Raw genomic sequence first — 21,862 nt, forward strand, 5'->3', positions numbered from 1 at the left:
TACAAGTAATAGACAGAGGGTCAATAGAAATGGGAGGTTACGAACATGGGCACGACGAAAAAGTGGGGAAGCATTCTTCTTTCCGTCAGCATGGTAGCGGGCTTGCTCGCGGCTTGCGGCGGGAATAGCGGCAGCGGCGACAACGGCGCGAAGGAGCCGGCGCCGGCGGGCAACGGCGGCGAAGCGGCGGCCGACGATACGTCGCCGATCACATTTACGTTCTATGGCGCGGACGAGAGCCCGAACTGGCAAAAGATGCAGGACGCCGTCGGCAAAGTCATCACGGAGCGGACCGGCGTTACGCTTGACGCGGAATACGCCGTAGGCGATTCCTCCCAGAAAATCGCCCTGATCGCGGCTTCCGGCGATTATCCGGACCTGATCAGCCCGAAAGGCGAACTGAGCAAGCTGGTCGATGCGGGCGCGATGATCGACCTGACCGATCTGATCGAAGAGCATGCGCCGAATCTTAAGAAGCTGTTCGGCGACCAAATCAAACGTTTGCGTTACAGCGAGGAAGATCCGTCGATCTACGTCATTCCGACCTACGCGGAAGTCGGCGGCGAAGGCCTCGAGGCGGGCGGCGGCTTCGAGCTGCAGCACCGCGTCGTGAAAGAGCTTGGCTATCCGAAGATCCGTACGGTCAAAGACTTCGAGAACGCGATCAAGGCGTATCTCGAGAAGCACCCGACGGACGAGAACGGCAACCCGAACATCGGTCTGACGTTGAATGCGGACGACTGGCGCATGTACATCTCCGTTACGAACCCTGCGTTCTACACGACGGGCGCTCCGGACGACGGCGAGTATCATATCGATATCGATACGCAGGAAGTCACATACCACTTCCGCCGTCCGGTAGAGAAAGAGTACTTCCGCTGGTTGAACCACATGAACGCGGAAGGCTTGCTCGATAAAGAAAGCTTCGTACAAAAGTACGACCAATACAAGGCGAAAATCGCATCGGGCCGCGTCCTTGGTCTCATCGACCAGCGTTGGGACTTCGCGGACGGCGAGAACGCGCTGAAAGCGGAAGGCAAGTTCGAATACGGGTACGGCCACTATCCGGTCACGTTGACGGAAGAGTATAAAGATACGTCGTACTGGCCGACGGGCTTCATGGCGGGCAACGGCGTCGGCATCACGGTCGACAACCCGGATCCGGTCCGCGCGATCAAATTCCTGGACTTCCTCGCTTCCGACGAAGGCCAAATCTTGGACAACTGGGGCGTCGAAGGTCAGCATTACGTCATCGAAAACGGTAAACGCGTTATCCCGGCCGACGTCCTGGAGAAGAAAAAGAACGATCCGGCGGGCTTCCAGAAGGAATCCGGCGTAGGCTTCTACCACAACCTCGGCGCGCACTACGGCGACGGCGTGCTCGATCCGACGGGCAATTACTACACGACGGCCTTCCCTGAGCAAATCATCGCGACGTATAACGACGTCGAGAAAGAAACGCTTGCGGCGTACGGCTTGCAAACGTGGAAGGATCATTTCCCGAAAGGCGAGGAATTCCCGGTTCGTCCGTGGGGCGCGGCTTGGAACATCCAAGTGCCGAGCGACAGCGATACGAACATCTTGGCCGAAAAGATGAAGGGCATCACGTGGAAGCGAATCCCGGAAATCATCTTGGCGAAGCCGGAGGAATTCGACGCGAAGTGGGACGCCTACCAGCAAGAATTGCTCGATGCAGGCGTCGAGAAGATGGAAGACGGCTACGAGGCGCTCGTGAAAGAACGCGTCAAGCTGTGGAACGAATAATCGCGTAAGCGGGAGCGGGGCGGCCTTGTGCCGCCTCGCTTTTTTTTCTACGACTGACCAATTCACGCACACGGATCGTCCTAATTTATAGCTCACTACTAAGATGAAACTCATGTTGTGCGGCCAGTTGGGGAGGAGTTCCTCAATTTTCGGGGTGGCATGCCCTAATGATTGCGGAGAAGCGCCCCAATTTATAGCTCACTACCAAGATGAAACTCGTGTTTTGGGGCCAATTGGGAGGAGTTCCTCATTTTTCGGGGTAGGATGCCCTATTGATTGCGGAGAAGCGCCCCAATTTATTGCGTTCCTGATTTCTGTTAGCGGATTGGTCGGCGGTAGTTTTTTTGCGTCGGTTGGCTGCGCCTCGGAGGTTGCTTCCGCGCTTCGCTCGGCGGTTTAGACGGAGAACTCCCTTTAAAGCTTGGGAATGCGCCTTTTTGCATCCAAGGGGATACTTCCCACGTAAGTATAAATCGGAAGTTATTTGTTAACGGGGTGAAATCGTATATAATTTTAGTTAGAAAAACGAGGTGGACGAGATGAGCGACATGGAGAAACAACAAGCGTACGAGAAGCTTGGATTGACGGCAGGCGCGACGAGAGATGAAGTGGAGAAGCGTTACGAGATTTTGATGCGCCGGGAGAAGCAGAAGGAGATACGCGGGGAAACCAGCGACTTCGAACAGATCAACCGGGCGTATAAGCTTATCCTGGAGTGGGAACATCGGGAGGCCGTCGGCGCGATTCAAGAGAAGCAATACGGGAAGTATAAGAAATATGCGAGTCAGGCGGAGCGGGTCGATCATTTTTTCAGCTATTATAAATGGCATCTTATCGGCGGAATCGCGGCGATCGCTCTCGTCATTTACGGCATCTTCGCTTACGTGGAGCATCGCGAGGAGCAAGCGAGGCTCGCCGCGCTGCCGCCGGCCGAGCTGGAGGCATCGTTCTTAGGCCTATTCCAGTTGCCGACGGCGGACGATTCGGAAGAAGCGTTGGAAGCGGCGATCGTCGAGCAGATGCCGGGTTGGCAGCGCGTCGAGGCGGACGTGCTTACGTTCAATATGGCGGAGCAAGGAATGACGGACGCGGCGATGCTGCAGAAGGTCGTCGTCATGCTGGCGACCGAATCGCCGGACATCTACGTCATGGACGGCGCCAGCTTCGAGTGGATCGCGCGCAACGGGGTGCTGCTCCCGTTGGACGCGGAAGTCGAAGGCCGCTTGAAGGATATCCTCCCCGAAGGAGCGGCGAAGAAGGCGGCCGAGGCGGAGACCGACCCGAACAACCCGAGCGGCGTCTTATTAGGGGAAGAGCATGTGTACGGGATCGACCTCGGAGGTACGGCGTTCGCCGAATCGTTGCCGCTGGCGATGCAGGATATGATCGTCGGCATTCGCCTCGACTCGGAGAACGCCGATAACGCGCTCGCGATGATCGAGCGTGCGCTGCAGAGCGCGAAGGGCAACTAATTGTTTGCGCAAGACCGGGCCCCGGCTACCGCCGGCGGCCCGTTTTTTATTTTGAGCGCTGCTGCCGGCGAGCGAAAAGGTAGACTTAGGTGCACATGTGAGGTTAAACCGGCGATCGGCAAGCGAAATGGCGGAGGCCGCATAATTAACAAATCGGCAACCGTGAAACCTTAAAAAAAGCCGTCCCGCGCAGGAAACCTTGCGCCGGGGCGGCTTTCGTCGTCGTTACGCTTGCTCCAGTTCTTTCACGCCTTGGTACAGCAGATCGAACAGCTTCTCGATATCGCCTTCCTCGAGGCAGGAGAACGCCACGCGAAGGTCGGTGTCGCCTAGCGCGATCGTGCCGACGCCGAACTTCTCGAGCGCGTGGCGGCGAAGCGATTCCGCGTTCACCGTCTTCAGCTTCAGGCACATGAAGTAGCCGGAGTTGAACGGATAGTAATCCCACGCGTCGTCGTACTTGCCGGCGTCGAGCACCTGCTTCGTCCGGTTGGCGCGCGCCTTCAGAATCGCCACCTTCTCGTCTCGCTGCTTCTCGAAATCCGGATGCTGCAGCGCCTTCAGCACGAACGTCTGCGACGGGTGCGAGCAGCTGGACACGGTGCCGCGGATAATGCCGAGCGTCTTCTGCTCCAACGCTTCGTTCGCTTCAAGCGACTCGCAGCCGAACGTAATGAACCCGACCCGGAACCCCCACACGAACTCTTCTTTCGTCGCGCCGTCGACCTTGACCGGCAGCACGTTCGGATGCAGGCCGATCAAGCGGCCGAACAGCGATTCCCGCAGCGAATCCTCGAAGAACAAGCCGAAGTACGCATCGTCCGTCACGACGACGGTTTTGACGCCCGCTTCCGCGCCGGCCTTCACGGCCGAAAGAATGTCGTCCGCTTCGCGCGCCGTCGGGGTATACCCCGTCGGATTGTTCGGGAAGTTGAGCACGACGATCGCCTTGCCCCGCTCCTTCTGGGCGAGGACGGAGGCGAGAAGTCCTTCGCTGTTGAACAAGCCGTCCTCGTTATAAAGCGGGAACGTCACGATGTTCGCGCCGCGGCGCACGCCGAACGTCAGCTCGTAGTTTTCCCAGTTTTTCTCCGGCATGATGACGGCGTCGCCCTCGTCGGCGAACAGGTCCGCCACGATGCTGAGGCCGTGGGTGAGCGCGTTCGTGACGATCGGCTTGCCGAACGTCTTCCCGGCGAGCGACGGGTTCTCGCTCAGCATCTTCTCGCGCCATACGCCGCGAAGCTCCGGCTTGCCTTCCGGAGGCGCGTACGGATACAAGTCCGACGGCGCGTAAGCCGACAGCGTCTCTTGAATGATGCCGAGGTGCATCGGCGTCTTGCCTTCCGTCGCGATGCCGATCGTCGCGTTGAACGCCGTCGCTTGTTTTTTCGCTTCGGCGGATTGATTCAGAATGCCGACTTTCGGAAAATACATGCCGAGACCGAGCCGCGACAGCATGTCGTGCACGACGGGCGCGACGCGGGAGAGCGTCTCGTTCAGTTGGACCGCTTGAGGGTTCATGGAAAACAATTCATCCTTCCGACGTAGTTTTGTGTATTATATCATGACGCTACGGGAGCGTCATCCGCGAGGGACGGCGATTTCGCCGATTTTCTCGCCCATTCGCACCTTGACGCCGGCTGAGAGGCGCTCCGTCGGAACGAATCGGCCGCGTTGCCACAATAACACGACGGTAGACCCGAATTCGAAGTACGCAAGATCTTCGCCCTTGGCGACGCGCGCCGGCGGCTGATCGCCGGAGACGTAACGGATCGAGGCGACGTTCATGGCCCCGACCTTGACGAGCGCCGTCGTGGCGCCGCCCTCGGATTCCAAGTACGTCACGAGACGCACGTTCCGGGACAACACCCGCTTCATGAGCCGGAGGGAAGGATCGTTCACCGGATAGACGGCGCCGGGAATTCGGTCGCTCTCGATGACCTCCGCGTCGACGGGCGCATGGATGCGGTGATAATTCGCCGGGCTTAAGTAGATGACAGCGAACGTTCCGTCCATGTAACGGGCCGCGTGCGGCGAGCCGTTCAAGAGCTCGTCGACGGTATACTGCTGGCCCTTCACAAGAAACGTGCGATCGGGCGAGATCGTCCCCGCTTCGGCGACGAGGCCGTCGACGGGAGAGACGACGGAGCGTTCGTCCTCGTCGACGGGACGGGCGCCGGGCTTCAATTTTCGGATGAAAAAGTCGTTCAGCGACGCATACTTGTCGATCGCGTATTCGGCTTCCTCGAGGGCGATGCCGTAAAAGGAGGCGAACCGCGGAATCAGTCTGCGGCTGGCGGCCGACTTGGCGAACGCGCCGGCGAGCCGGGCGATCGTCGGTCTGGACGAGAGCTCGGTAAGGGCTCGGAACAATGGGCTCCACATGGCAAGCGTCTCCTATGTCAAAGTTGTCGATTTTCGATATTCGCCGCACGAGAGGCAGGTCGCCGGATTGACGCCCACCGGGTACGAAGAGCCGGACCACTTGGTGCAGGCGACGGGCGCCTTGCTGTCGGGGTCGTCGGATACGGATACGCAGAAGGAACAACCGGTCGCGAGTTCGGTCGCGAGCCGCAGCAGCTTGCGCTTTAAAGCATCGAGCTCCGTCGTCATGAGCGGATTCCATCCTTTCGAAGGTTCACTCGGTTATTATACTAAGAAACGCAACATTTTCCTATGGCTCTCCGTGATACTTACCGTGTCCAGCGGCGACTTGCCCACATAGAGTAATACGATACAGCTGTCGCTTCTTCGAACGGTTCGGTCGAGCAAGCGGACATAAGGGCCGAATCGGTTCGGCAACCGGCGACAAGTCCGACGCGGACGCGAAGCCGGCGATGGGGGAGCGGCACGGAATCCTTTTCGGGGAGGTTATTCGCGTGAAGGGCATCATCTTATGCGGCGGAAAAGGGTCGCGCCTCAGGCCGCACACGTTCTCAAGGCCGAAGCACCTCCTGCCGGTCATGAATAAGCCGGTGCTGTACTACGGCATCGAATCCATGATCGAAGCAGGCATCGACAACATCGCCGTCGTCGTTCCGCCCGTGTACCGGGAGGCCTTCGACGAAGCGCTCCAGGGCGGGGCGCCTTGGGATATCGAAATTTCGCTGATCGAGCAGCCGGAGCCCCGAGGGCTCGCGGACGCCGTTCGGATGGCGGAAGCGTACGTCGGCAACGACGATTTTATTCTTTATTTGGGCGATAACGTGATCGACGGATCGCTTGCGCCGCTCGTCGAGCGCTTCCATAGGGAGCGTCTCGAAGGGCTCGTATCGGTGAGCGAGGTGGAATCGCCCCAGCAGTTCGGGGTCGTGCAGCTCGACGGAGAACGGCTTGTGAAGGTCGTCGAGAAGCCGAAGGAGCCGCCTAGCAATCTCGCGATCAACGGCGTCTATTTGTTCCGGCCTTCGCTCTTCGACGCCATCGCGGGACTTCGGCCGTCGGCTCGGGGAGAATACGAAATCACCGACGCCATCCAACGTCTCGTCGACGACGGCCGGCCGCTCGGCGTATTCCGGTCGCCGTATTGGTGGAAGGACACCGGACAGCCGAAGGACTTGATATTGTGCAATCAGCATTATTTGCAGCGGATCGAAGGGTTGAGGGTGAAGGGATCGATCGACGCGAGCTCGCAGGTGTCCAGTCCCGTCTCGATCGGAGAGAACGCCAAGATCGTCAACAGCGTCATTCGCGGACCGGTCGTCATCGGGAACGATGCGGTGATCGAAGACAGCTACATCGGACCGTTCACATCGGTCGGCGACCGCGTTCGCATCGCTCGCTGCGAGGTAGAGAACAGTATCGTCATGGAAGACGCGGTGTTGGAAGGCGTCGCCCGCCGCATCGACGAAAGCTTGATCGGCAGCGATTCGAAAGTGCTTGGCCGGACCCAGCCTCCGCAAAGCGTGAAGCTGTGGATCGGCGACCATTCGCAGTTATTCTTCCCTCGTTAAAGGGCGGCGCCGCCGCCCCGGGGCAGCCCGTCCGACGCCGGCTAGAAAGAAAAGGCGGCTGCCCCGCCCTCCGACAACTCCGCTGCGCCGCCCTTACGGACGGCGCTCGACGACCTCGTCGTAATAAGACTTTTGCTTCCTCAGCTGCACGCTTAAATTGAAATCCGTCTCTACTTTCTTTCGTGCGTTCCCTCCAAGCTCCTTCCAACGTTCAGGGTGCTCCGCCAACCAAATCATCGCCTCCGCCAGCTTCGCCGGCGATCGTTCCGGGACGAGCAGTCCGGAAATCGAGGAGTCGACCAGCTCCGGTATGCCGGCATGCGTCGTCGAGACGACGGGCATACCGGTCGCCATCGCTTCCTTCAATGTGTTCGGAATCCCTTCCTGATTCCCGTCGACGTCGGTGACGCTCGGCGCGCAGAACACGTGAGACCGGTAATACATATTCTGAATGCCCCGGTAGTCGACCCATCCCTTGATCTTGACGCTGCCGTCGAGGCCGAGCCGCGAGATGAGCCTCCGGTATTGCGCTTCGCACGGACCTTGACCGACCAATACGAGCTTCGCTTTCTCGCGCCTGCGCTTCACCTCCGCGAACGCTCGGATCAGATCGTCGAAGCCCTTCTTCTCGACGAAGCGGCCGACGGCGAGGAAGCGAATTTTCTTCCCGTCTTGGACGAACCTCGGACGGAACTCGAAGCGGGACAGATCGACGCCGCCGTACAGGACGCGAATGCGGTCCTCCGGACAGCCGAGCCGGACGATCTCCTTCTTCAGATGCTCGCATACCGGGAAAAATCGATCGCCGATGGCGAACAGCTTGCGCAGCGCCTTCCGGTATTCCTCGTCCTTCTTCGGATAGGCCGTCGCGTCGTTGCCGCGAAAGCCCACGAACATCGGGACGCCGTATTTCTCCTTCAGGAATTGGAAGGGCGGCGCCAGCGTCCCGTGATGCACGTGCAGCCCCGCGACGTGGAGCCGCTTCAGCAGGTCCGGATCGGAGCGCAGCTTCTCGAGCTGCAGCACCTGCGACTTGGGAGCGCCGGGCCGCAGCTCCTTCGGACTTTTCGTCACGAGCACCCCGCGGTAGCCTTCCACATTGCGGATTTGCGCCATGACGTGTCCGTCCTCGAGAGAATATTTATGATGCAAAATCGACGGCAACGGTTCGTTCATGCTCTTGGCCCCCTTCGAGTACCGAATAACGCGCCGAAGCCCGGCGGCGCGCCTTGCGGCTTCGGGCGTCCTCCGCGGTCGTACTTCACGCGCAAGGACGCGATCGTCGCTTCGTCCCACCGGTACATCGTCCGCGCCGTACGCCGGATGCTGCGGTGGCGTTTCGCGTGCGGGATCGGCTTGCGCGGATGCCGGCGGTACATCGCCAACGGCTTCCGCTGGCAGAAGCCCCGATAATACGTCGCGAGCCGCAGCCACATATCCCAGTCTTGCGAGTATCGGTATTTCGGATGGAACAAGCCGATCTTGTCGAAGCAGTCGCGGCGGACGACCGCGGTCGAGGTACGGATCGTGAAGTCGCGCCGATAGAGCCGATACCGGAACCGGTCGAGGTCGTCGTATTCCTTCCCTTTGCGCAGCCGCTTCCGGCCGCCCCGGACGTCGTAGTACCACGAATAAAGGAAGTGGCAGTCCGGATGCCGCGCGAGGAACGCCTTGTTTTCTTCGAGCTTCTTCGGCAGGAACCGGTCGTCGGAATCGAGGAACGCGATAAATCGACCTTTGGCCGCCCGGATGCCTGCGTTGCGCGCCTCGGACGGGCCGCGGTTCCGCTGACGAATATACCGGACTTGTCGGCCGAACGACCGGACGATCTTACTCGTTCGGTCCGTGGAGCCGTCGTCGACGACGATCAGCTCGTAGTCGTCGCACGTTTGGTTCAGCACGCTGCGGATCGCGCGGGCGATATACCGCTCCCGGTTGTACGTCGGGATGACGACGCTGAACAGCGGACGCTCCCGGCGCTCGCGTTCCGCCTTCTCGTAGGCGGCGACGACGCCGTCGAACAGCTTCTCCAGCTTCACCGTTTGCCGAGCCGCGTCGAAATCCTCCTCCACGCGCGCGCGGGCGTTCTTGCCGAGCTTCGCCCACGTATCGGGCCGCCCCACGACGTGGATCAGCTTCCCGGCGAGCGCGCCGACGCTGTCCTCCGGGACGAGATGGCCGCTGATACCGTCCTCGATCAGCTCCGGGATGCCGGAGTGGAACGTGGAGACGACCGGCAGCCCCGACGCCATCGCTTCCTTGAGCGCGTTCGGGATGCCCTCGACGTTGCCCGTACGGTCTTTCCGACTCGGAAGACAGAAGATATGGGCTTCGTTCAGTTGCTTCGCGATCGCGCGATGGGGAAGCGCTCCAAGGAACTCTACATATTGCGCGATGCCTAGCCGTCGCGCGAGCAGCTTCAGGCGGGACTTCAGCTTGCCGTCCCCGACCATCGTCAGCCGCGCGTGCGGGAACACCTGATGGACGTAACGGAACGCGCGAAGCAGCGTATCCGCGCCTTTCTTCTCGACGAGCCGTCCCACGTATAGGATTCGGACCGTACCGTCATCCGGCGCCTCGCGTACCTTGAAGGCGAATCGCTCGAGGTCGATGCCGCTGTAATGAACGACGATCTTCTCCGCGGGACAACCGTGTTTGACGAGGTCCGACTTCATGGATTCGCAGGGCACCGTGAAGCAGTCCCCTTCGGCGAACAGGCGCTTTAATGCGCCGCGGCGTCGACGCATGCGGGCGGTGCCGGGCGCGTCGCAGCCGTGGAACGAGGTGACGAGCGGCACGCGCCATTTCCGGCGAAACGGAAGCATGCGGATGCCCGAGTTGCCGAACCGGGCGTGGATCAAGGCGAACTCGCCCTTCCCGAGACGCGCGTCCAGCTGTCGGTGCGACGGATCGACGGTGACATGCTCGTGCGGAAGTTCGCCTCTGTTGATGCGCCTTCCGCAAAATACGTGCGGTTCGTACCGTTTCAATCGGCGAACCTCTCCATAGATGAAGGTTTCGCTGACGGGCAGAAAGACGGAACGCACGACGGCGATGCGATTCAGAAGGCATTCCTCCCTTCAATGTGCTGCTTTACTCTATGACGCGCCGGGTAGGTGTGTATAGACAGCCGCCTTCCAAACCGGGTCGTCCGCACAGAATCGTTGCCGCTTTGCCCACTCCTCGTACTCCGCCCGAGCATAGGTTGATGGGGAGAGAGGGGTTTGCTGTCAGGGGAGCGTGGTCACTACGGAAAAGCTTTACGAAAAAGTAGAGGCGGCGTACGACATCCGCCTCCAATCGCATGAGCTCATCAAACATAAAGCGGACTCCAGCTTCGTGGCGAAGCTGATCGCCGAATCCGGCGAAGCGTACGCGCTGAAGAGCCTGTTCGAACCGCCGGAGCGTCAGCGATTCATCGCGGAATCGGAGCGGCTGCTGGCGGAGCGCGGCGTCGGTCTCGCCCCGCCGGTGCGTGCGAAGGACGGCCGCCTCTTCTTCGAGCACGAGGGGGCGCCGTACGTCCTGTACGAGTGGCTTCCGGGCGAAGGAGCGCCGCTCGACAAGCCGGACGATCTGCTGCGGATCGTCGAGCTGTCGGCCCTGTTCCACCGCGCCTCGGCGGGAATCGAGTACCCCTCCGGCGTGCAGGTGTACGGCCATCTCGATTGGCGGGAGGAGTACGCCCAACGGCTGCGCTCTATCGAGGATTGGCTGGCGAAGGAAGGCCAAGCGAAGAGCGGGAAGAAGGGTTTGATCGCGGCGGCGATCCCCTTCTTCTTGAAGACGGGGGAGACGGCGTTCCGCGAGCTGAAGAATAGCGCTTACGGGGCGTACGCGGAAGGGAGCGCCGGCGCTCGAACGCTCGTGCACGGCGACCTGCACAACAAGAACGTCCTGATTCACGGCGGAAGCCTCAAGCTCATCGACTTCGAGGATGTGCGGTACGACGCCCCGTCCAAGGATTTAATCCGCATTCACAGCATGTACGCGAAACGGCGCGCCTTCGAAGCGAAGACGTTCCGCCTCATGCTGCGGCGCTACCTCGAGATCTATCCGCTGGCGCAGGACGTCCGCCGGCTCGTCGAGATCGACCTGCTGTTTCCTCACGTATTCGAACGGACGTTGCGCAAGAAGAAGTATAAGAAGATGACCGAGGAAGAAGTGGCGTTCTGGCTCGAGCATGAGCGGCGAAGAACGGAATACGTAATGAAGCGGTTCTTCGGAAGCGGCGCGTCCGCGGGGAAGGAGGGGAAAGCATGAAACGCATCGCATTCGTCCGGCTTCGCTACCTTCCTCCGTCGGAGACGTTCATCTACGGAGAGCTGCGGCGCATCCGCACGGTGAGGCCGATCGTATTCGCGCGCAAGCGCATGAACTTGAAGAAATTCCCTTATAAAAAAATCAAGCGGCTGCCGAATCGGCCTTCGAAGATCGTCCGCGCCTTCCGCAGACGCCGCGTCCGCCTGATTCACGCCCGCTTCGGCAACGCCGGCGTCAGCCTGCTGCCGGTGAAGCGCCGGCTGCGCATCCCGATGCTGACCTCGTTCCACGGCTTCGACCTGCCGACGAAGCGGAACCCCCGCAAGGCCTATCATCGCAAGCTGCCGGAGCTGTTCCGCACCGGCGAGAAGTTCACCGTGCCGTCTCGGCATATGAAACACAAGCTGATCCGTTGGGGCTGCCCCCGGCGCAAAATCAAGATCATGTACAGCGGGATCGATCTCGTTCGGTTTCCATACGTCGAACGGGAGCCGAAGACGGAGGGGGTCACGATCGTCGGCGTCGGCCGGCTTCATAAAAAGAAGGGATTTCGGTACTTGGTGAAGGCGTTCCGGCAGGTGCTCGAGAAGCATCCGACGAGCCGGCTCGTCATCGTCGGCGAAGGCGAGGAGGGGCGCCGGCTGAAGCGGCTCATCCGCAGGTGGAAGCTGCAGGACCGCGTTCGGCTCCGCGGCCATATCCGGCACGACAAGCTGACCGATCTGCTGCGCCGGGCCGACATCTTCTGTCTGCCCAGCTTGACGACGAAGGACGGCAACCAAGAGGGCATCCCGAACTCGATCAAGGAGGCGATGGCCACCGGGCTGCCCGTCGTATCGACGAAGCACGGCGGCATTCCGGAACTCGTCGGGAACGGCGTCGAAGGCATTCTCGTGCCGGAGCGCAGCATCAAGCGGCTGGCCGAGGGATTGATCGATTTGATCGAGCAGCCGGCGCTGCGCGAGGAGATGGGACGGAACGGCCGCGCGAAGGTCGAGAGGCGGTTCGACGCGGTCAAGCAAGTAAAGAGGCTGGAAGGCATCTATCGCCGATTGCTGCGAAAGGGGAGATAAGCTTGTTTACGATCAACTCCGGGAGCGAGACTCCCGAATCGACCGGGCAACGCGAGCCGGTCGTCACCGTCGTTATACCGACGTATAATCGAGCGAAGTTCATTCGCCGCGGGATCGAGAGCGTGCTGAAGCAGACGATCGACAATTGGAAGCTCTTGATCGTCGACGACGGCTCGAAGGATAAGACGGAGAGAATCGTGCGGAAGTACGTGGAGCGGGATCCGCGCATCCGATACGTAAAGCAGCGGAAAAACCGAGGCGTGTGCTACACGCTGAATCACGCGTTGTCGCTTGTGGATACGCCGTACTTTTCCCAATTGGACGCGGACGACTGGTACGAGAAGGATACGCTCGAGAAGTGTCTTCAGAAGATGGAGCAGGGCGGACCGAAGGTCGCCGTCGTCTACGGGAACGAGAAAGTGTGGAAGAAGAAGCGGGGCAACAGACTCAAGTATTTGGGGAAAAAGAAAAAACGCCAAATCCGCGGCAAATACGATTTCATCACGTTCCACTCCATGATCTATCCGCGGTTTTATCGGACCGAAGCGCTGCGCAAGGTCGGCGGCTGGTCCACGCGGGTGCCGGAAGGCGGGCGCTTCGCGGAAGATCGGCAAATCTTGTTGAAGCTGGCGGGACGCTATCGCTTCAAAGCGGTGCGCAAGGCGATCTATAACCGCTTGAATCATGAAAGCAACAACTCTCGCATCGAAAACCGAGACAAATACGCCAGAGTGACGAGATATCTGTATAAGAAGGCGCTGAAGCGCTGGGGCAACAAATTTAAACCTAGATTTGTATGGGTCCGCGGACGGCTGAAGGTCGGCCGCCTCGTTAAGAAATAGAATTCGGGAGGGGAGCGCATGGACGAACCGAAGCGCGAAGCGTGGCTGTCGACGGAAGAGGTCATTGAACGGATTCATCAAGCGATGGCCGAGAAGCGGCCGCTGTCCGTCGTCCGCGTCGGCGACGGCGAGAACATCTGCCTCGCCCAATACAAAGTCTGGTCGATTCGCAAGACGCTCTACACTCGGTGGGCGAGGCTGTCGCGAACGACGAATTGGAAAGGCGTGCGTCTGCCGAACGTTCTCCTGCGGGAGCAGCTGATCGCTTCCATTAAGAAAGCCGACATCGTCGGCATTCCGTACGAGAACGACCGCGAGATTTTGGCGAAGCAGCATACGCTTCGCCCGTTGACCGACCGCTGCTTCCGCCGATACAAGATTCGACCGAAGGCGGTGTGCCATACGTTCGTGAACCGGCACATGGTGGAGTATGAATCGTTCTGGGAGATGCTGCGGGGCAAGAAGGCGGTCGTCATCTCTCGTTGGGCCGGCGATTTGAAGCGGTGGGTCGGCACGAAATACAACGATTTCGACATCGATTTCACGAGGCTCATTCGCATCGATCGATTCGAAGAAATTCCGAAGGTGCTGCGGAAGATGGAGAAGGTCGAGTGCGACATCGTTCTTATCTCGGCAGGGGTCAACGCCGTCATTCTGGCGGAACGGCTTGCCAGAGAGCAAGGGCGGGTCGCGATCGACTTCGGGAAATCCGCGGTGTTTATGGTGAAGGGCGACCGGAAGGTGCGGCCGTGGAGGCCGCGGACCGCGAAGGCGCGGGCCGAGATCTCCGTTTCGGGTCCGCCGTCCGCGCCTCGGGCGCAGGAACGACCGCCGGCACCGCAATCGTCTGGAGGAGGAGAAGGAGCGTGAATATAACCGTAATCGGTTCGGGGTACGTCGGGACGACGACGGCGCTCGTCCTGGCGAAGCTCGGACATCAAGTCATCGGATACGACGTCGACGCCTCGAAGGTCGAGAGGCTGAATCGCGGAGAGCTGCCCTTCCGCGAGCCCGGATTGGAAGAGCTGCTGCACGAGCTGCTGCAGGACGGGAAGATCGTCTTTACGGCCGACGGCCGCACGGCGGTGACGAGCAGCCAGCTGCTTATGATTTCTGTCGGCACGCCCTCCGCGGCGGACGGCAACGCCGACCTAAAGTATCTGACCTCGGCGATCGACACGATCGCCGAATGTATCGACGGTCCGAAGATCGTCATTACGAAGAGCACGGTGCCGATCGGCACGAACCGTTGGATCAAAGAGCGGTTCGCCGAGAAGGTCGATTTGACGAAGACGCCCGTCGACGTCGTCTCCAATCCCGAGTTCCTTCGGGAGGGCAGCGCGCTGCACGATTCGTTCCAGCCTTCCCGCACGGTGATCGGCGGCGACAATCCGCTGGCCGTCGAGACGGTGAAGCAGCTGTATTCCGGCCTTCCGACGACGTACTACACGTGCGACTACGAGACGGCCGAGATGATCAAGTACGCGTCCAACGGCTTCCTGGCCGCCAAAATTTCGTTCATAAACGAAATTGCCCGGCTTGCGGAGGAGGTCGGCGCCGATATCGGCGGCGTCGCGCGCGGCATGGGGATGGACCCCCGCATCTCGTCGCATCATCTATCGGCCGGCATCGGCTATGGGGGCTCTTGTTTCCCGAAAGACGTCGCCGAGCTGCTTCACCTCGCCAATCGGAAGAACGTCAAGCTGAGCATGCTGGCGGAAGCGAAGCGGGTGAACGACACCCAGATCGACTGGTTCGTCGAACGGATGCAGGCGGTCGCGCCGCTCAAGGGGCAGCGGGTGCTCGTGCTCGGCGTCGCGTTCAAAGAAGACACGGACGATCAACGCGAATCGCCCGGCATCCGTCTCATGGAGCGACTGCTGAAGCTCGGCGTTCGCGAGGTTCGGGCGTTCGATCCGACCGTCCGTGCGGTCGACGAGATACGTTGGACGAAGCCGCTCGGCAAGGGCGCCGCGAGGCGCGTGAAGGTCGTCGCCGATGTCGATCGGGCGGCGGACGGGGTGCATGCCGTCGTCTTGACGACGCCTTGGAAGTCTTTCGAGACGCTGCCTTGGAAGCAATGGGCGACGGCCGCGGCGACGCCGGTCGTGTTCGACGGGCGGAACTTCCTCGACGACGTCGCGCTTCGGGGGCTGGGATGGCAATATTACGGCGTGGCGAGGGGGCGGGGGCGTTGAAGATCGTCATCACCGGCGCGGCGGGCTTCATCGGCTCGCACCTGAGCGAAACGCTGCTCGCGAGCGGCCACGACGTGGTGGGCGTCGATCAGATCGACGCCCACCCGGCGAAATTCGTCAAAGAGGATAATCTGAAAGAAGCGCTCCGTCATCCGCGATTCGTCTGGACGCCCGCCGACTTGCTGTCGATCGATCTGGGTCCTCTGTTCGCGGACGCCGACGTCGTCTTCCACCTTGCCGGCATCGCCGGGGTCCGGGGCAGCTGGGGCGCGTCGTTCAAGGATTATCTTGATGCGAACGTGCTGCTCACGCAGAACGTGCTGGAAGCCTGCAAGCGCGCGCCCCGGTTGAAGAAGCTGGTGTATGCGTCCTCCTCGTCCGTGTACGGCGGCGGCGGCGCATACAGCTCGGAAGACTCCCCTACGCGGCCGATCTCTCCGTACGGGCTGACGAAGCTGGCCGGAGAGCAGCTGTGCCACGTCTACCATCACGAATTCGGGGTTCCGTATACGGCGCTGCGTTTCTTTACGGTGTACGGCCCGAGGCAGCGCCCGGACATGGGCTTCCATCGGTTTATGAAGGCGGCGCTGTTCGACGAACCGCTCCCGTTATACGGGAACGGCGAACAGACGAGAGACTTCACCTACGTCAGCGACCTGGTGCAGGCGAACGTCGCGGCCATGACGTACGGCGTTCACGGGACGGTCTTCAACGTCGGGGGCGTGGAGACGGCGACGGTCAACGACGTGCTGCGCCGGATCGAGACGCTCGCCGGCAAACCGCTCCGGATCGAGCGACTTCCCGAGCAGCCAGGCGATCCGTTCGCGACCCGCGCCGACGTGTCGCTCGCCCGCCGGGAGCTCGGCTACGCTCCCGCCGTATCCCTTGAGGAGGGCATGGCGAGACAATGGGCGTATATCGTCCGCTTATACGGCTCGGAGGTGAAGCCATGATCGGGATGTTATATCCTAGAGCGCTGATATCGAGGCTTATGAAGGGCGGTCGGTCGTTCGAGAAGCCCGCCTTCTACGTGCAGGCGGCGCGGGAGGCGGGCGAAGAGATATGGTTTTTCTCGCTCGTCGACATCGATTGGAACGAGGGGACGGCGAGGGGATGGAACGGCATCGATCCCGTGTGGAAGCGGCGTCCGATTCCCGACGTCATCCTGAACCGGACGCGTACGACGCGCGCTTCGGCGAGGCGGAGCATCCTTCGCCTGAAGCGCATGGGCAAGCTCGTCTGCAACGAACGGAACGTCGTCTCGAAGCTGACGATCCATCGAATTCTAGTCAAGGAGCCTGCGTTGCAGCCTTACTTGCCGGAGACCGCGTCGCTCTCGACTCGGGCGGTCAACGATCTGCTGGCGGCGAATCGGAACGTATTTCTGAAGCCGAGCCGCGCGTCCGTCGGGAACGGCATCATCCGGATCAGCCGCGCCGACGGCGCGACGTACGCCGAGGTGAACCGGCTCGGGCGGACCGAGCGCAAGCGGATCGACGTCCGGCGCATTGCGGCGTTGGTGAAGGGCAAGCGCCGGAATTATCTCGTGCAGCAAGGCATTCCGCTCATGAAGTACCGCGGGCGCCCGGTCGACTTCCGCGTGTCGATCCAACGCGGCGCCGACGGAAACTGGCAGTGCACCGGCATGGTCGGCAAGGTCGCGAGGAAACGGGCGATCGTGACGAATTTGCACTGCGGAGGCACCTCGATGAAAGCCGGCGAGCTGTTCCGCGAATGGGGCTGGAATCACGCCGAGGTGGAGGCGCGAGTCGCGGAGCTCGGCGTGCGCATCGCGACCGCGCTGGAGCGGGAGCTGCCGCCGATCGCCGATCTCGGGCTCGACATCGCCCTGGACGATCAAGGCCATCCTTGGTTCATCGAATCGAACTTCCGCGATCTTCGGATCACGTTCCGGAACGCGGGCGATCGGCAAACTTGGGCGGATACGTTCCATAACCCCGTCCGGTACGCGGCGGCGCTGCTTCGGTCCAGAGAAAGGGGGAGCGCGAGATGAAGGATATTATCGACGAACAACTCCAAGCGATGGCGAAGTCGCAGGAGCAGCTCGCTCGATCGATGCAGGCGGAGAGCGTCGTCGTCACGCGCATGGCGAGCCTTCTGCGGCGCATCCGCTCGAACGAATTGACGGTCGTCGCGGGCCATCCGTACACGGAAGCCGAGACCACCGTCATGCGGGAGATCGGGGCGTACGTGAACGCACTCGCCGATTTCGAGGAGGCGCTCGCGAATCACGTCAAGTACGCCATTAAGGAGCTGCGCGTCTCGGAAGAGGAATAACGGAAGAGGTGGTGAGAGCCGGCATGTCGGCAAGAACGAAAGCGAGCCTTCGAATGCTGTCCGCCGCCGCCGCGATGCAGTGGTGCGTCGCCGACATCTTGGAGGCGAAGGCGTCGGAGATGGAGACGCTGCGGGATTGGGTGCTGGATACGGTCCGGCAATCCCAAGTCAAGGACGCCAATTTATTCGTAGCGAGCTCCTGCGAATTTCATACGCAATTAATCGATCTCATTCACGGCATTACAAAGATGGAAACCGGACTCGCGAAGCATGTCGAACTGATGCTCGTCGAGGAGGAAGTCGTTCCCGACAATGCGTTCGGCGACACCGGGATGCTTGGGTTCGGAGGAGGCGTAGACCTATGAAGCTTGAATCTTCGTTGCAGTCGATCGCGAGCGATTACGTGCGAGCCGTGCTGCGAAGCCGCCGCGCGGTCGACCGCATCCTCGCCTGCGTCGCGGACGTCGCCGAGCGCGACGAGGGGTGCGCGCGCGCGATCGCGACGCATCCCGAGGCGATCGCGGCGCTGGCCCGCTGCGCTTCCCCGTCTGCGAAGCTTCTGGAAGCGGCAGGGAAGCGGGCGCGCGTCGCGGCCTCCAAGCGGCCGGCGGTTGCCCCGTATCGGGCTCCGCGTAATAAATCTAAGACTCGGCGGCGGAAACGCTGAGCGAAGCGTCAACGGGATGCCGCCAGGCTCCCGTACATATAAGGAGAAACCTCGTCGGGACATCGGCTCGGGGGCGGCGGGACGGATACCCAGATGTTGATGAAGCCGTAAACCATTTCCCTTGAGAGACAAGCTTTATGGCACGCGCGCGGCGCATGAACCGGGAGCGGGGGCGCATCCTATAGGATGTTTCCACCACAACCTTGAGAAACGGAGAGATGAGGGACGATGTTGAAGAAGCTTCTTCGCGTAACCGTCATCGGCGCCTCGGTTCTTGCGCTTGCCGCATGCGGAGGACAGAACGACGCCGGGAATATGTCGCAGAACGGTTATCGCACGAACCAAACGGGGGCTGGACAAGGCATCCGGGGCGCGACCGATTACGGCAATCATAACAATCGCAATCTGCGCATCAACCGCGACATCGCGAGAGCGATCGAACGGATCGACGGCATCTCCCGCGCTCGCGTCGTCATGGGAGAATCGAACGCCTACGTCGCCGTGGAAACGAACGAGAACGCCGGAAACAGCCCGGCTCTCGGCGGAAGCAACGCGCGAAGCAGCGCGAACGCAAGCGAATTCGGCATGCGAGGCAACTACTACGGCGTCACGGACAGCCGCGTGTTTCCGAGAGTCGGCGGCCGAGACGGCGTCGGCACGACGAGCTTGGAAGAAGCGGGCTCGGCGGCGAGCGCTCCGAACATGTACGGGACGAATGCCCGCGGCGCCGGCCGCGGCTTGAACGGCGGGTCGGAAATCAGCGGGTATTCGGGCGGCGACGGCAATCCGGGCGGCTTCCTGAGCGGGCTCGGACGGATGTTCGGCTTGAACGGCGATCGGAACGACCGCAGCGACCATGCGGGCGGAACGAGCGGCGCGGCCGGCATGACGGGTACGAACGGCATGACCGGTACGACCGGGGCGGCCGGCGGGACGGGCATGACCGGTACGACCGGCGCCAACGGGGCGATGGGTTCGGCCGGCATGAACGGGGGGAACGCCGGCAACTACGGAGTGACGGGTACCGGCCGGTCGGGCCGCATCGGGTTGAACCCGACGGGCATGAACGGCACGGACGACGCGAACAGCCAATATATGCATAACGGCGGCCAATACGGTCAATTGAGCGCCTACAATAATAACAACGGACTCAGCATGCAAGTGCGCGCCCGCGTCGAGAGCATCGTGCGCTCGTTGGCGCCGAACGTGCGCAACGTGTACGTGAGCTCGGACGAAAGCTTCATGCAGCGCCTAGGCACCTATAAGACGAACAGCTTCGGCGGCAGAGACGGCGAAAGCCTCGTCTCGCAGTTCAACGAATTCGTCGGTCGCATCTTCAACGGCGACAACGATACGAACCGATACGACATGCAGAACGGATACGACCAACGCAACCGCAACGGGGTGACGCGGTTGATGGACAACAGCTTCGACCGGAACAATCCGAGACATAACGGCGGAGGCGTCACGGGCACCGGTACGGGCATGAACCAAGCGCAGGCGGGCACGCTCGGGTCCGCGCGTTAACACCTGCTATTGCGCCAAATAAGAACCCTTCCGGGAGTCCGGGAGGGTTTTTCGCGCGCGTAAGGTCGGACGACAAGTATATGCGTTCCGCAAATCGCGTATGCGCCTATTTTTCGGGTCGTTAGCACCATCGGTTTTCGCCCCTCATACTATATGTTGACTGTATCCCTTAACCTTGTAAACCAAATCCCGAGCAAGGAGGGGTGACGCACTTGAAGGGTAACGACCATCGCAACAAGTTCCTGTTGACGAACCGCGAACGGGAGGTGTTTGAACTTCTGGTTCAAGACAAGACGACCAGAGACATCGCCCAGCAGCTGTTCATCAGCGAGAAAACCGTACGCAATCACATTTCCAACGTGATGCAGAAGCTGAATGTCAAAGGCCGTTCTCAAGCGGTTGTGGAGCTGATCAGGCTCGGGGAACTGAACATTTGACGAAAGTTCGACTTCTTTCCATACGGAAACCTCTTTAGACCTTCTCTTTCGGACGGCTCCGCCAACGGGCTGCCGGAAAGGAGGTTTTTGAGTTTTCGCCGCGTCCTTAGTACAATGATACGGTACAGTCGCGGAGGTGGGAAACACGTGAACGAACCTTGGTACGAACGAAGTTTCCGGGAGGATTACTTATTAGTATATAAGCATCGGGACGGCAAAGGCGCCGAACGAGAGGTGCGGGCGATGTCGGAATGGCTGAAGCTCCCCGAAGGCGCGCGCGTGCTCGATTTATGCTGCGGCTCCGGTCGTCATTCGCTCGTGTTGGACAAGCTCGGCTATAACGTCACGGGCGTGGATTTGTCCGAGACGCTGCTGCAAGAGGCCAAGAAGAGCGACCCGATCGGCGCGATCCGCTGGCTGCAGGGCGATATGCGGAAGGTGCCCGCGGAAGGCCCGTTCGACGCGGTGTTCAATCTGTTCACGTCGTTCGGTTATTTCGAGGACGACGCGGAGAACGAGAAAGCGTTGCACGAAATCGAGCGCTTGCTTCGCCCGGGCGGGAGCTATTTAATCGATTTCCTGAATCCGGCTTACGTCAAAGCGAATCTCGTGCCGCATTCCGTGCGGGAGGAAGGCGCGACGAAGATCGACGAGCGAAGAAGCGTAGAAGATCGTTACGTGGTCAAAAGGATTCGCATCCGCGACGCACAGGCGGAAGAGCGAAGCTACGAGGAACGAGTGAAGCTGTACGAGCTCGCCGATTTTCGCGCGATGCTCGCCAGGACCGGTCTGCGGATCGATCGCGTGTACGGCGGCTACGGGGGCGAGGCTTACGACGAGGCGACGTCGCAGCGGCTGATCTTGCTCGGAACGAAAGGGGAGGCGGAGCTGTGAACCGTATCATCGATCGAGGGGATGGCATCTGGCAGGTAAAGGTGCCGCTGCCGTTCCCGCTCCAATGGGTGAACGCGTACGTCGTCGTCTCCGCAGACGGCTTCGTCGACGTAATCGATCCGGGCATTCATACGGAGGAAGCCGAATGTCGATGGGCCGAGGCGGCGGAGACGATTCCGTTCGCTTGGAACGACGTGCGCAGCATCGTGCTGACCCATCATCACCCCGACCATTACGGCCTCGCCGGCTGGATGCAAGCGAAAAGCGGCGCGCCCGTGAAGCTGTCGGCCCGAGCGCTCGGTCAAGCTCGCCGCCTATGGGGGCCCGAGGAGACCGCCGGCACCGCGGCGGATACGCTCGCGTTATTCGCTCGCCACGGGTATCCCGAAGCGGAGGCGCCGGCCATGCAGGCGCATCTCGACAGCTTCGTCGCGCTCGTATCGCCGCAGCCGGCCGCCTTCGAGACGGTGG

Annotated in this window: 22 protein-coding genes; 17 read left to right on the forward strand and 5 right to left on the reverse strand. The window is 61.0% G+C overall.

The genetic code is table 11. From position 1 onward, the window contains the following. Window positions 1-45: 45 nt before the first annotated feature. Window positions 46-1,764 carry an ABC transporter substrate-binding protein gene (locus tag RIN49_RS24475; RefSeq protein ID WP_309122773.1) on the forward strand — a complete coding sequence of 573 codons (1,719 nt, stop codon included), beginning with the start codon at window positions 46-48 and terminating at the stop codon, window positions 1,762-1,764. A 539-nt stretch (window positions 1,765-2,303) separates the two neighbouring features. Further along, window positions 2,304-3,236, forward strand: a complete 933-nt coding sequence (locus tag RIN49_RS24480) for a hypothetical protein (protein WP_309122774.1) — start codon at window positions 2,304-2,306, stop codon at window positions 3,234-3,236. Between the two features lie 225 nt (window positions 3,237-3,461). Here RIN49_RS24480 and RIN49_RS24485 read toward each other — a convergent pair whose 3' ends face one another. The 3 genes from RIN49_RS24485 to RIN49_RS24495 are packed head-to-tail and all read right to left on the reverse strand — an operon-like array spanning window position 3,462 to window position 5,852. Then, window positions 3,462-4,760: an aminotransferase class I/II-fold pyridoxal phosphate-dependent enzyme gene (locus tag RIN49_RS24485; RefSeq protein WP_309122775.1), complete on the reverse strand. Its 1,299-nt coding sequence runs from the start codon at window positions 4,758-4,760 to the stop codon at window positions 3,462-3,464. Window positions 4,761-4,820: 60 nt separating this feature from the next. Continuing rightward, the gene (gene asd, locus RIN49_RS24490) at window positions 4,821-5,624 is read right to left on the reverse strand and encodes an archaetidylserine decarboxylase (protein WP_309122776.1); all 804 of its coding nucleotides are present in this window, start codon (window positions 5,622-5,624) and stop codon (window positions 4,821-4,823) included. A gap of 12 nt (window positions 5,625-5,636) precedes the next feature. Next, complete coding sequence (locus tag RIN49_RS24495) at window positions 5,637-5,852, reverse strand: hypothetical protein (protein ID WP_138192787.1); 216 nt, start codon at window positions 5,850-5,852, stop codon at window positions 5,637-5,639. A 266-nt stretch (window positions 5,853-6,118) separates the two neighbouring features. On the opposite strand from RIN49_RS24495, the gene RIN49_RS24500 reads away from it, so the two are divergent. Then, complete coding sequence (locus tag RIN49_RS24500) at window positions 6,119-7,192, forward strand: glucose-1-phosphate thymidylyltransferase (protein WP_309122777.1); 1,074 nt, start codon at window positions 6,119-6,121, stop codon at window positions 7,190-7,192. A gap of 93 nt (window positions 7,193-7,285) precedes the next feature. On the opposite strand, the gene RIN49_RS24505 is transcribed toward RIN49_RS24500, so the two are convergent. Continuing rightward, window positions 7,286-8,368 (reverse strand): glycosyltransferase, encoded by a 1,083-nt coding sequence (locus RIN49_RS24505; RefSeq protein WP_309122778.1) that lies wholly within the window; start codon window positions 8,366-8,368, stop codon window positions 7,286-7,288. Continuing rightward, entirely contained in the window at window positions 8,365-10,182 is a 1,818-nt protein-coding gene (locus tag RIN49_RS24510; protein WP_309122779.1) for a glycosyltransferase, read from the reverse strand. The genes RIN49_RS24505 and RIN49_RS24510 overlap by 4 nt, the downstream gene beginning before the upstream one ends. 250 nt (window positions 10,183-10,432) lie before the next feature. Here RIN49_RS24510 and RIN49_RS24515 point away from each other — a divergent pair, with 250 nt between their 5' ends. The 14 genes from RIN49_RS24515 to RIN49_RS24580 form a co-directional block, all read left to right on the forward strand. Further along, complete coding sequence (locus RIN49_RS24515; RefSeq protein ID WP_309122780.1) at window positions 10,433-11,455, forward strand: phosphotransferase; 1,023 nt, start codon at window positions 10,433-10,435, stop codon at window positions 11,453-11,455. Continuing rightward, the gene (locus RIN49_RS24520) at window positions 11,452-12,528 is read left to right on the forward strand and encodes a glycosyltransferase (RefSeq protein WP_309122781.1); all 1,077 of its coding nucleotides are present in this window, start codon (window positions 11,452-11,454) and stop codon (window positions 12,526-12,528) included. The genes RIN49_RS24515 and RIN49_RS24520 overlap by 4 nt, the downstream gene beginning before the upstream one ends. A gap of 2 nt (window positions 12,529-12,530) precedes the next feature. Continuing rightward, complete coding sequence (locus tag RIN49_RS24525; protein ID WP_309122782.1) at window positions 12,531-13,370, forward strand: glycosyltransferase family 2 protein; 840 nt, start codon at window positions 12,531-12,533, stop codon at window positions 13,368-13,370. An 18-nt stretch (window positions 13,371-13,388) separates the two neighbouring features. Further along, complete coding sequence (locus tag RIN49_RS24530; protein WP_309122783.1) at window positions 13,389-14,240, forward strand: GT-D fold domain-containing protein; 852 nt, start codon at window positions 13,389-13,391, stop codon at window positions 14,238-14,240. After that, on the forward strand, window positions 14,237-15,568 hold the full coding sequence (locus RIN49_RS24535; RefSeq protein ID WP_309122784.1) for a UDP-glucose dehydrogenase family protein: 1,332 nt from the start codon (window positions 14,237-14,239) through the stop codon (window positions 15,566-15,568). The genes RIN49_RS24530 and RIN49_RS24535 overlap by 4 nt, the downstream gene beginning before the upstream one ends. Next, window positions 15,565-16,521 carry an NAD-dependent epimerase/dehydratase family protein gene (locus RIN49_RS24540; protein WP_309122785.1) on the forward strand — a complete coding sequence of 319 codons (957 nt, stop codon included), beginning with the start codon at window positions 15,565-15,567 and terminating at the stop codon, window positions 16,519-16,521. Before RIN49_RS24535 ends, RIN49_RS24540 begins: the two co-directional genes overlap by 4 nt. After that, window positions 16,518-17,582: a YheC/YheD family endospore coat-associated protein gene (locus RIN49_RS24545; protein ID WP_309122786.1), complete on the forward strand. Its 1,065-nt coding sequence runs from the start codon at window positions 16,518-16,520 to the stop codon at window positions 17,580-17,582. The genes RIN49_RS24540 and RIN49_RS24545 overlap by 4 nt, the downstream gene beginning before the upstream one ends. After that, a complete protein-coding gene (locus RIN49_RS24550) occupies window positions 17,579-17,866 on the forward strand; it encodes a nucleoside-diphosphate sugar epimerase (RefSeq protein ID WP_309122787.1) in 288 nt (95 codons plus the stop codon). The genes RIN49_RS24545 and RIN49_RS24550 overlap by 4 nt, the downstream gene beginning before the upstream one ends. 23 nt (window positions 17,867-17,889) lie before the next feature. Beyond that, window positions 17,890-18,231 carry an alpha-helical endospore appendage domain-containing protein gene (locus tag RIN49_RS24555; RefSeq protein ID WP_309122788.1) on the forward strand — a complete coding sequence of 114 codons (342 nt, stop codon included), beginning with the start codon at window positions 17,890-17,892 and terminating at the stop codon, window positions 18,229-18,231. After that, a complete protein-coding gene (locus RIN49_RS24560; RefSeq protein WP_309122789.1) occupies window positions 18,228-18,533 on the forward strand; it encodes a hypothetical protein in 306 nt (101 codons plus the stop codon). The genes RIN49_RS24555 and RIN49_RS24560 overlap by 4 nt, the downstream gene beginning before the upstream one ends. 228 nt (window positions 18,534-18,761) lie before the next feature. After that, the gene (locus tag RIN49_RS24565; protein WP_309122790.1) at window positions 18,762-20,060 is read left to right on the forward strand and encodes a YhcN/YlaJ family sporulation lipoprotein; all 1,299 of its coding nucleotides are present in this window, start codon (window positions 18,762-18,764) and stop codon (window positions 20,058-20,060) included. 212 nt (window positions 20,061-20,272) lie between these two features. Then, window positions 20,273-20,497, forward strand: coding sequence for a helix-turn-helix domain-containing protein (locus RIN49_RS24570; protein WP_138192801.1), 225 nt, complete (start codon window positions 20,273-20,275; stop codon window positions 20,495-20,497). 147 nt (window positions 20,498-20,644) lie between these two features. Next, window positions 20,645-21,391, forward strand: a complete 747-nt coding sequence (locus RIN49_RS24575; protein WP_309122791.1) for a class I SAM-dependent methyltransferase — start codon at window positions 20,645-20,647, stop codon at window positions 21,389-21,391. Then, the coding region (locus RIN49_RS24580; RefSeq protein WP_309122792.1) for an MBL fold metallo-hydrolase at window positions 21,388-21,862 on the forward strand (475 nt) is incomplete at its 3' end. The genes RIN49_RS24575 and RIN49_RS24580, both read left to right, overlap by 4 nt.

It is taken from the genome of Paenibacillus sp. (genome assembly GCF_031177825.1).
In the GTDB taxonomy this organism is placed as follows: domain Bacteria; phylum Bacillota; class Bacilli; order Paenibacillales; family YIM-B00363; genus Paenibacillus_AE.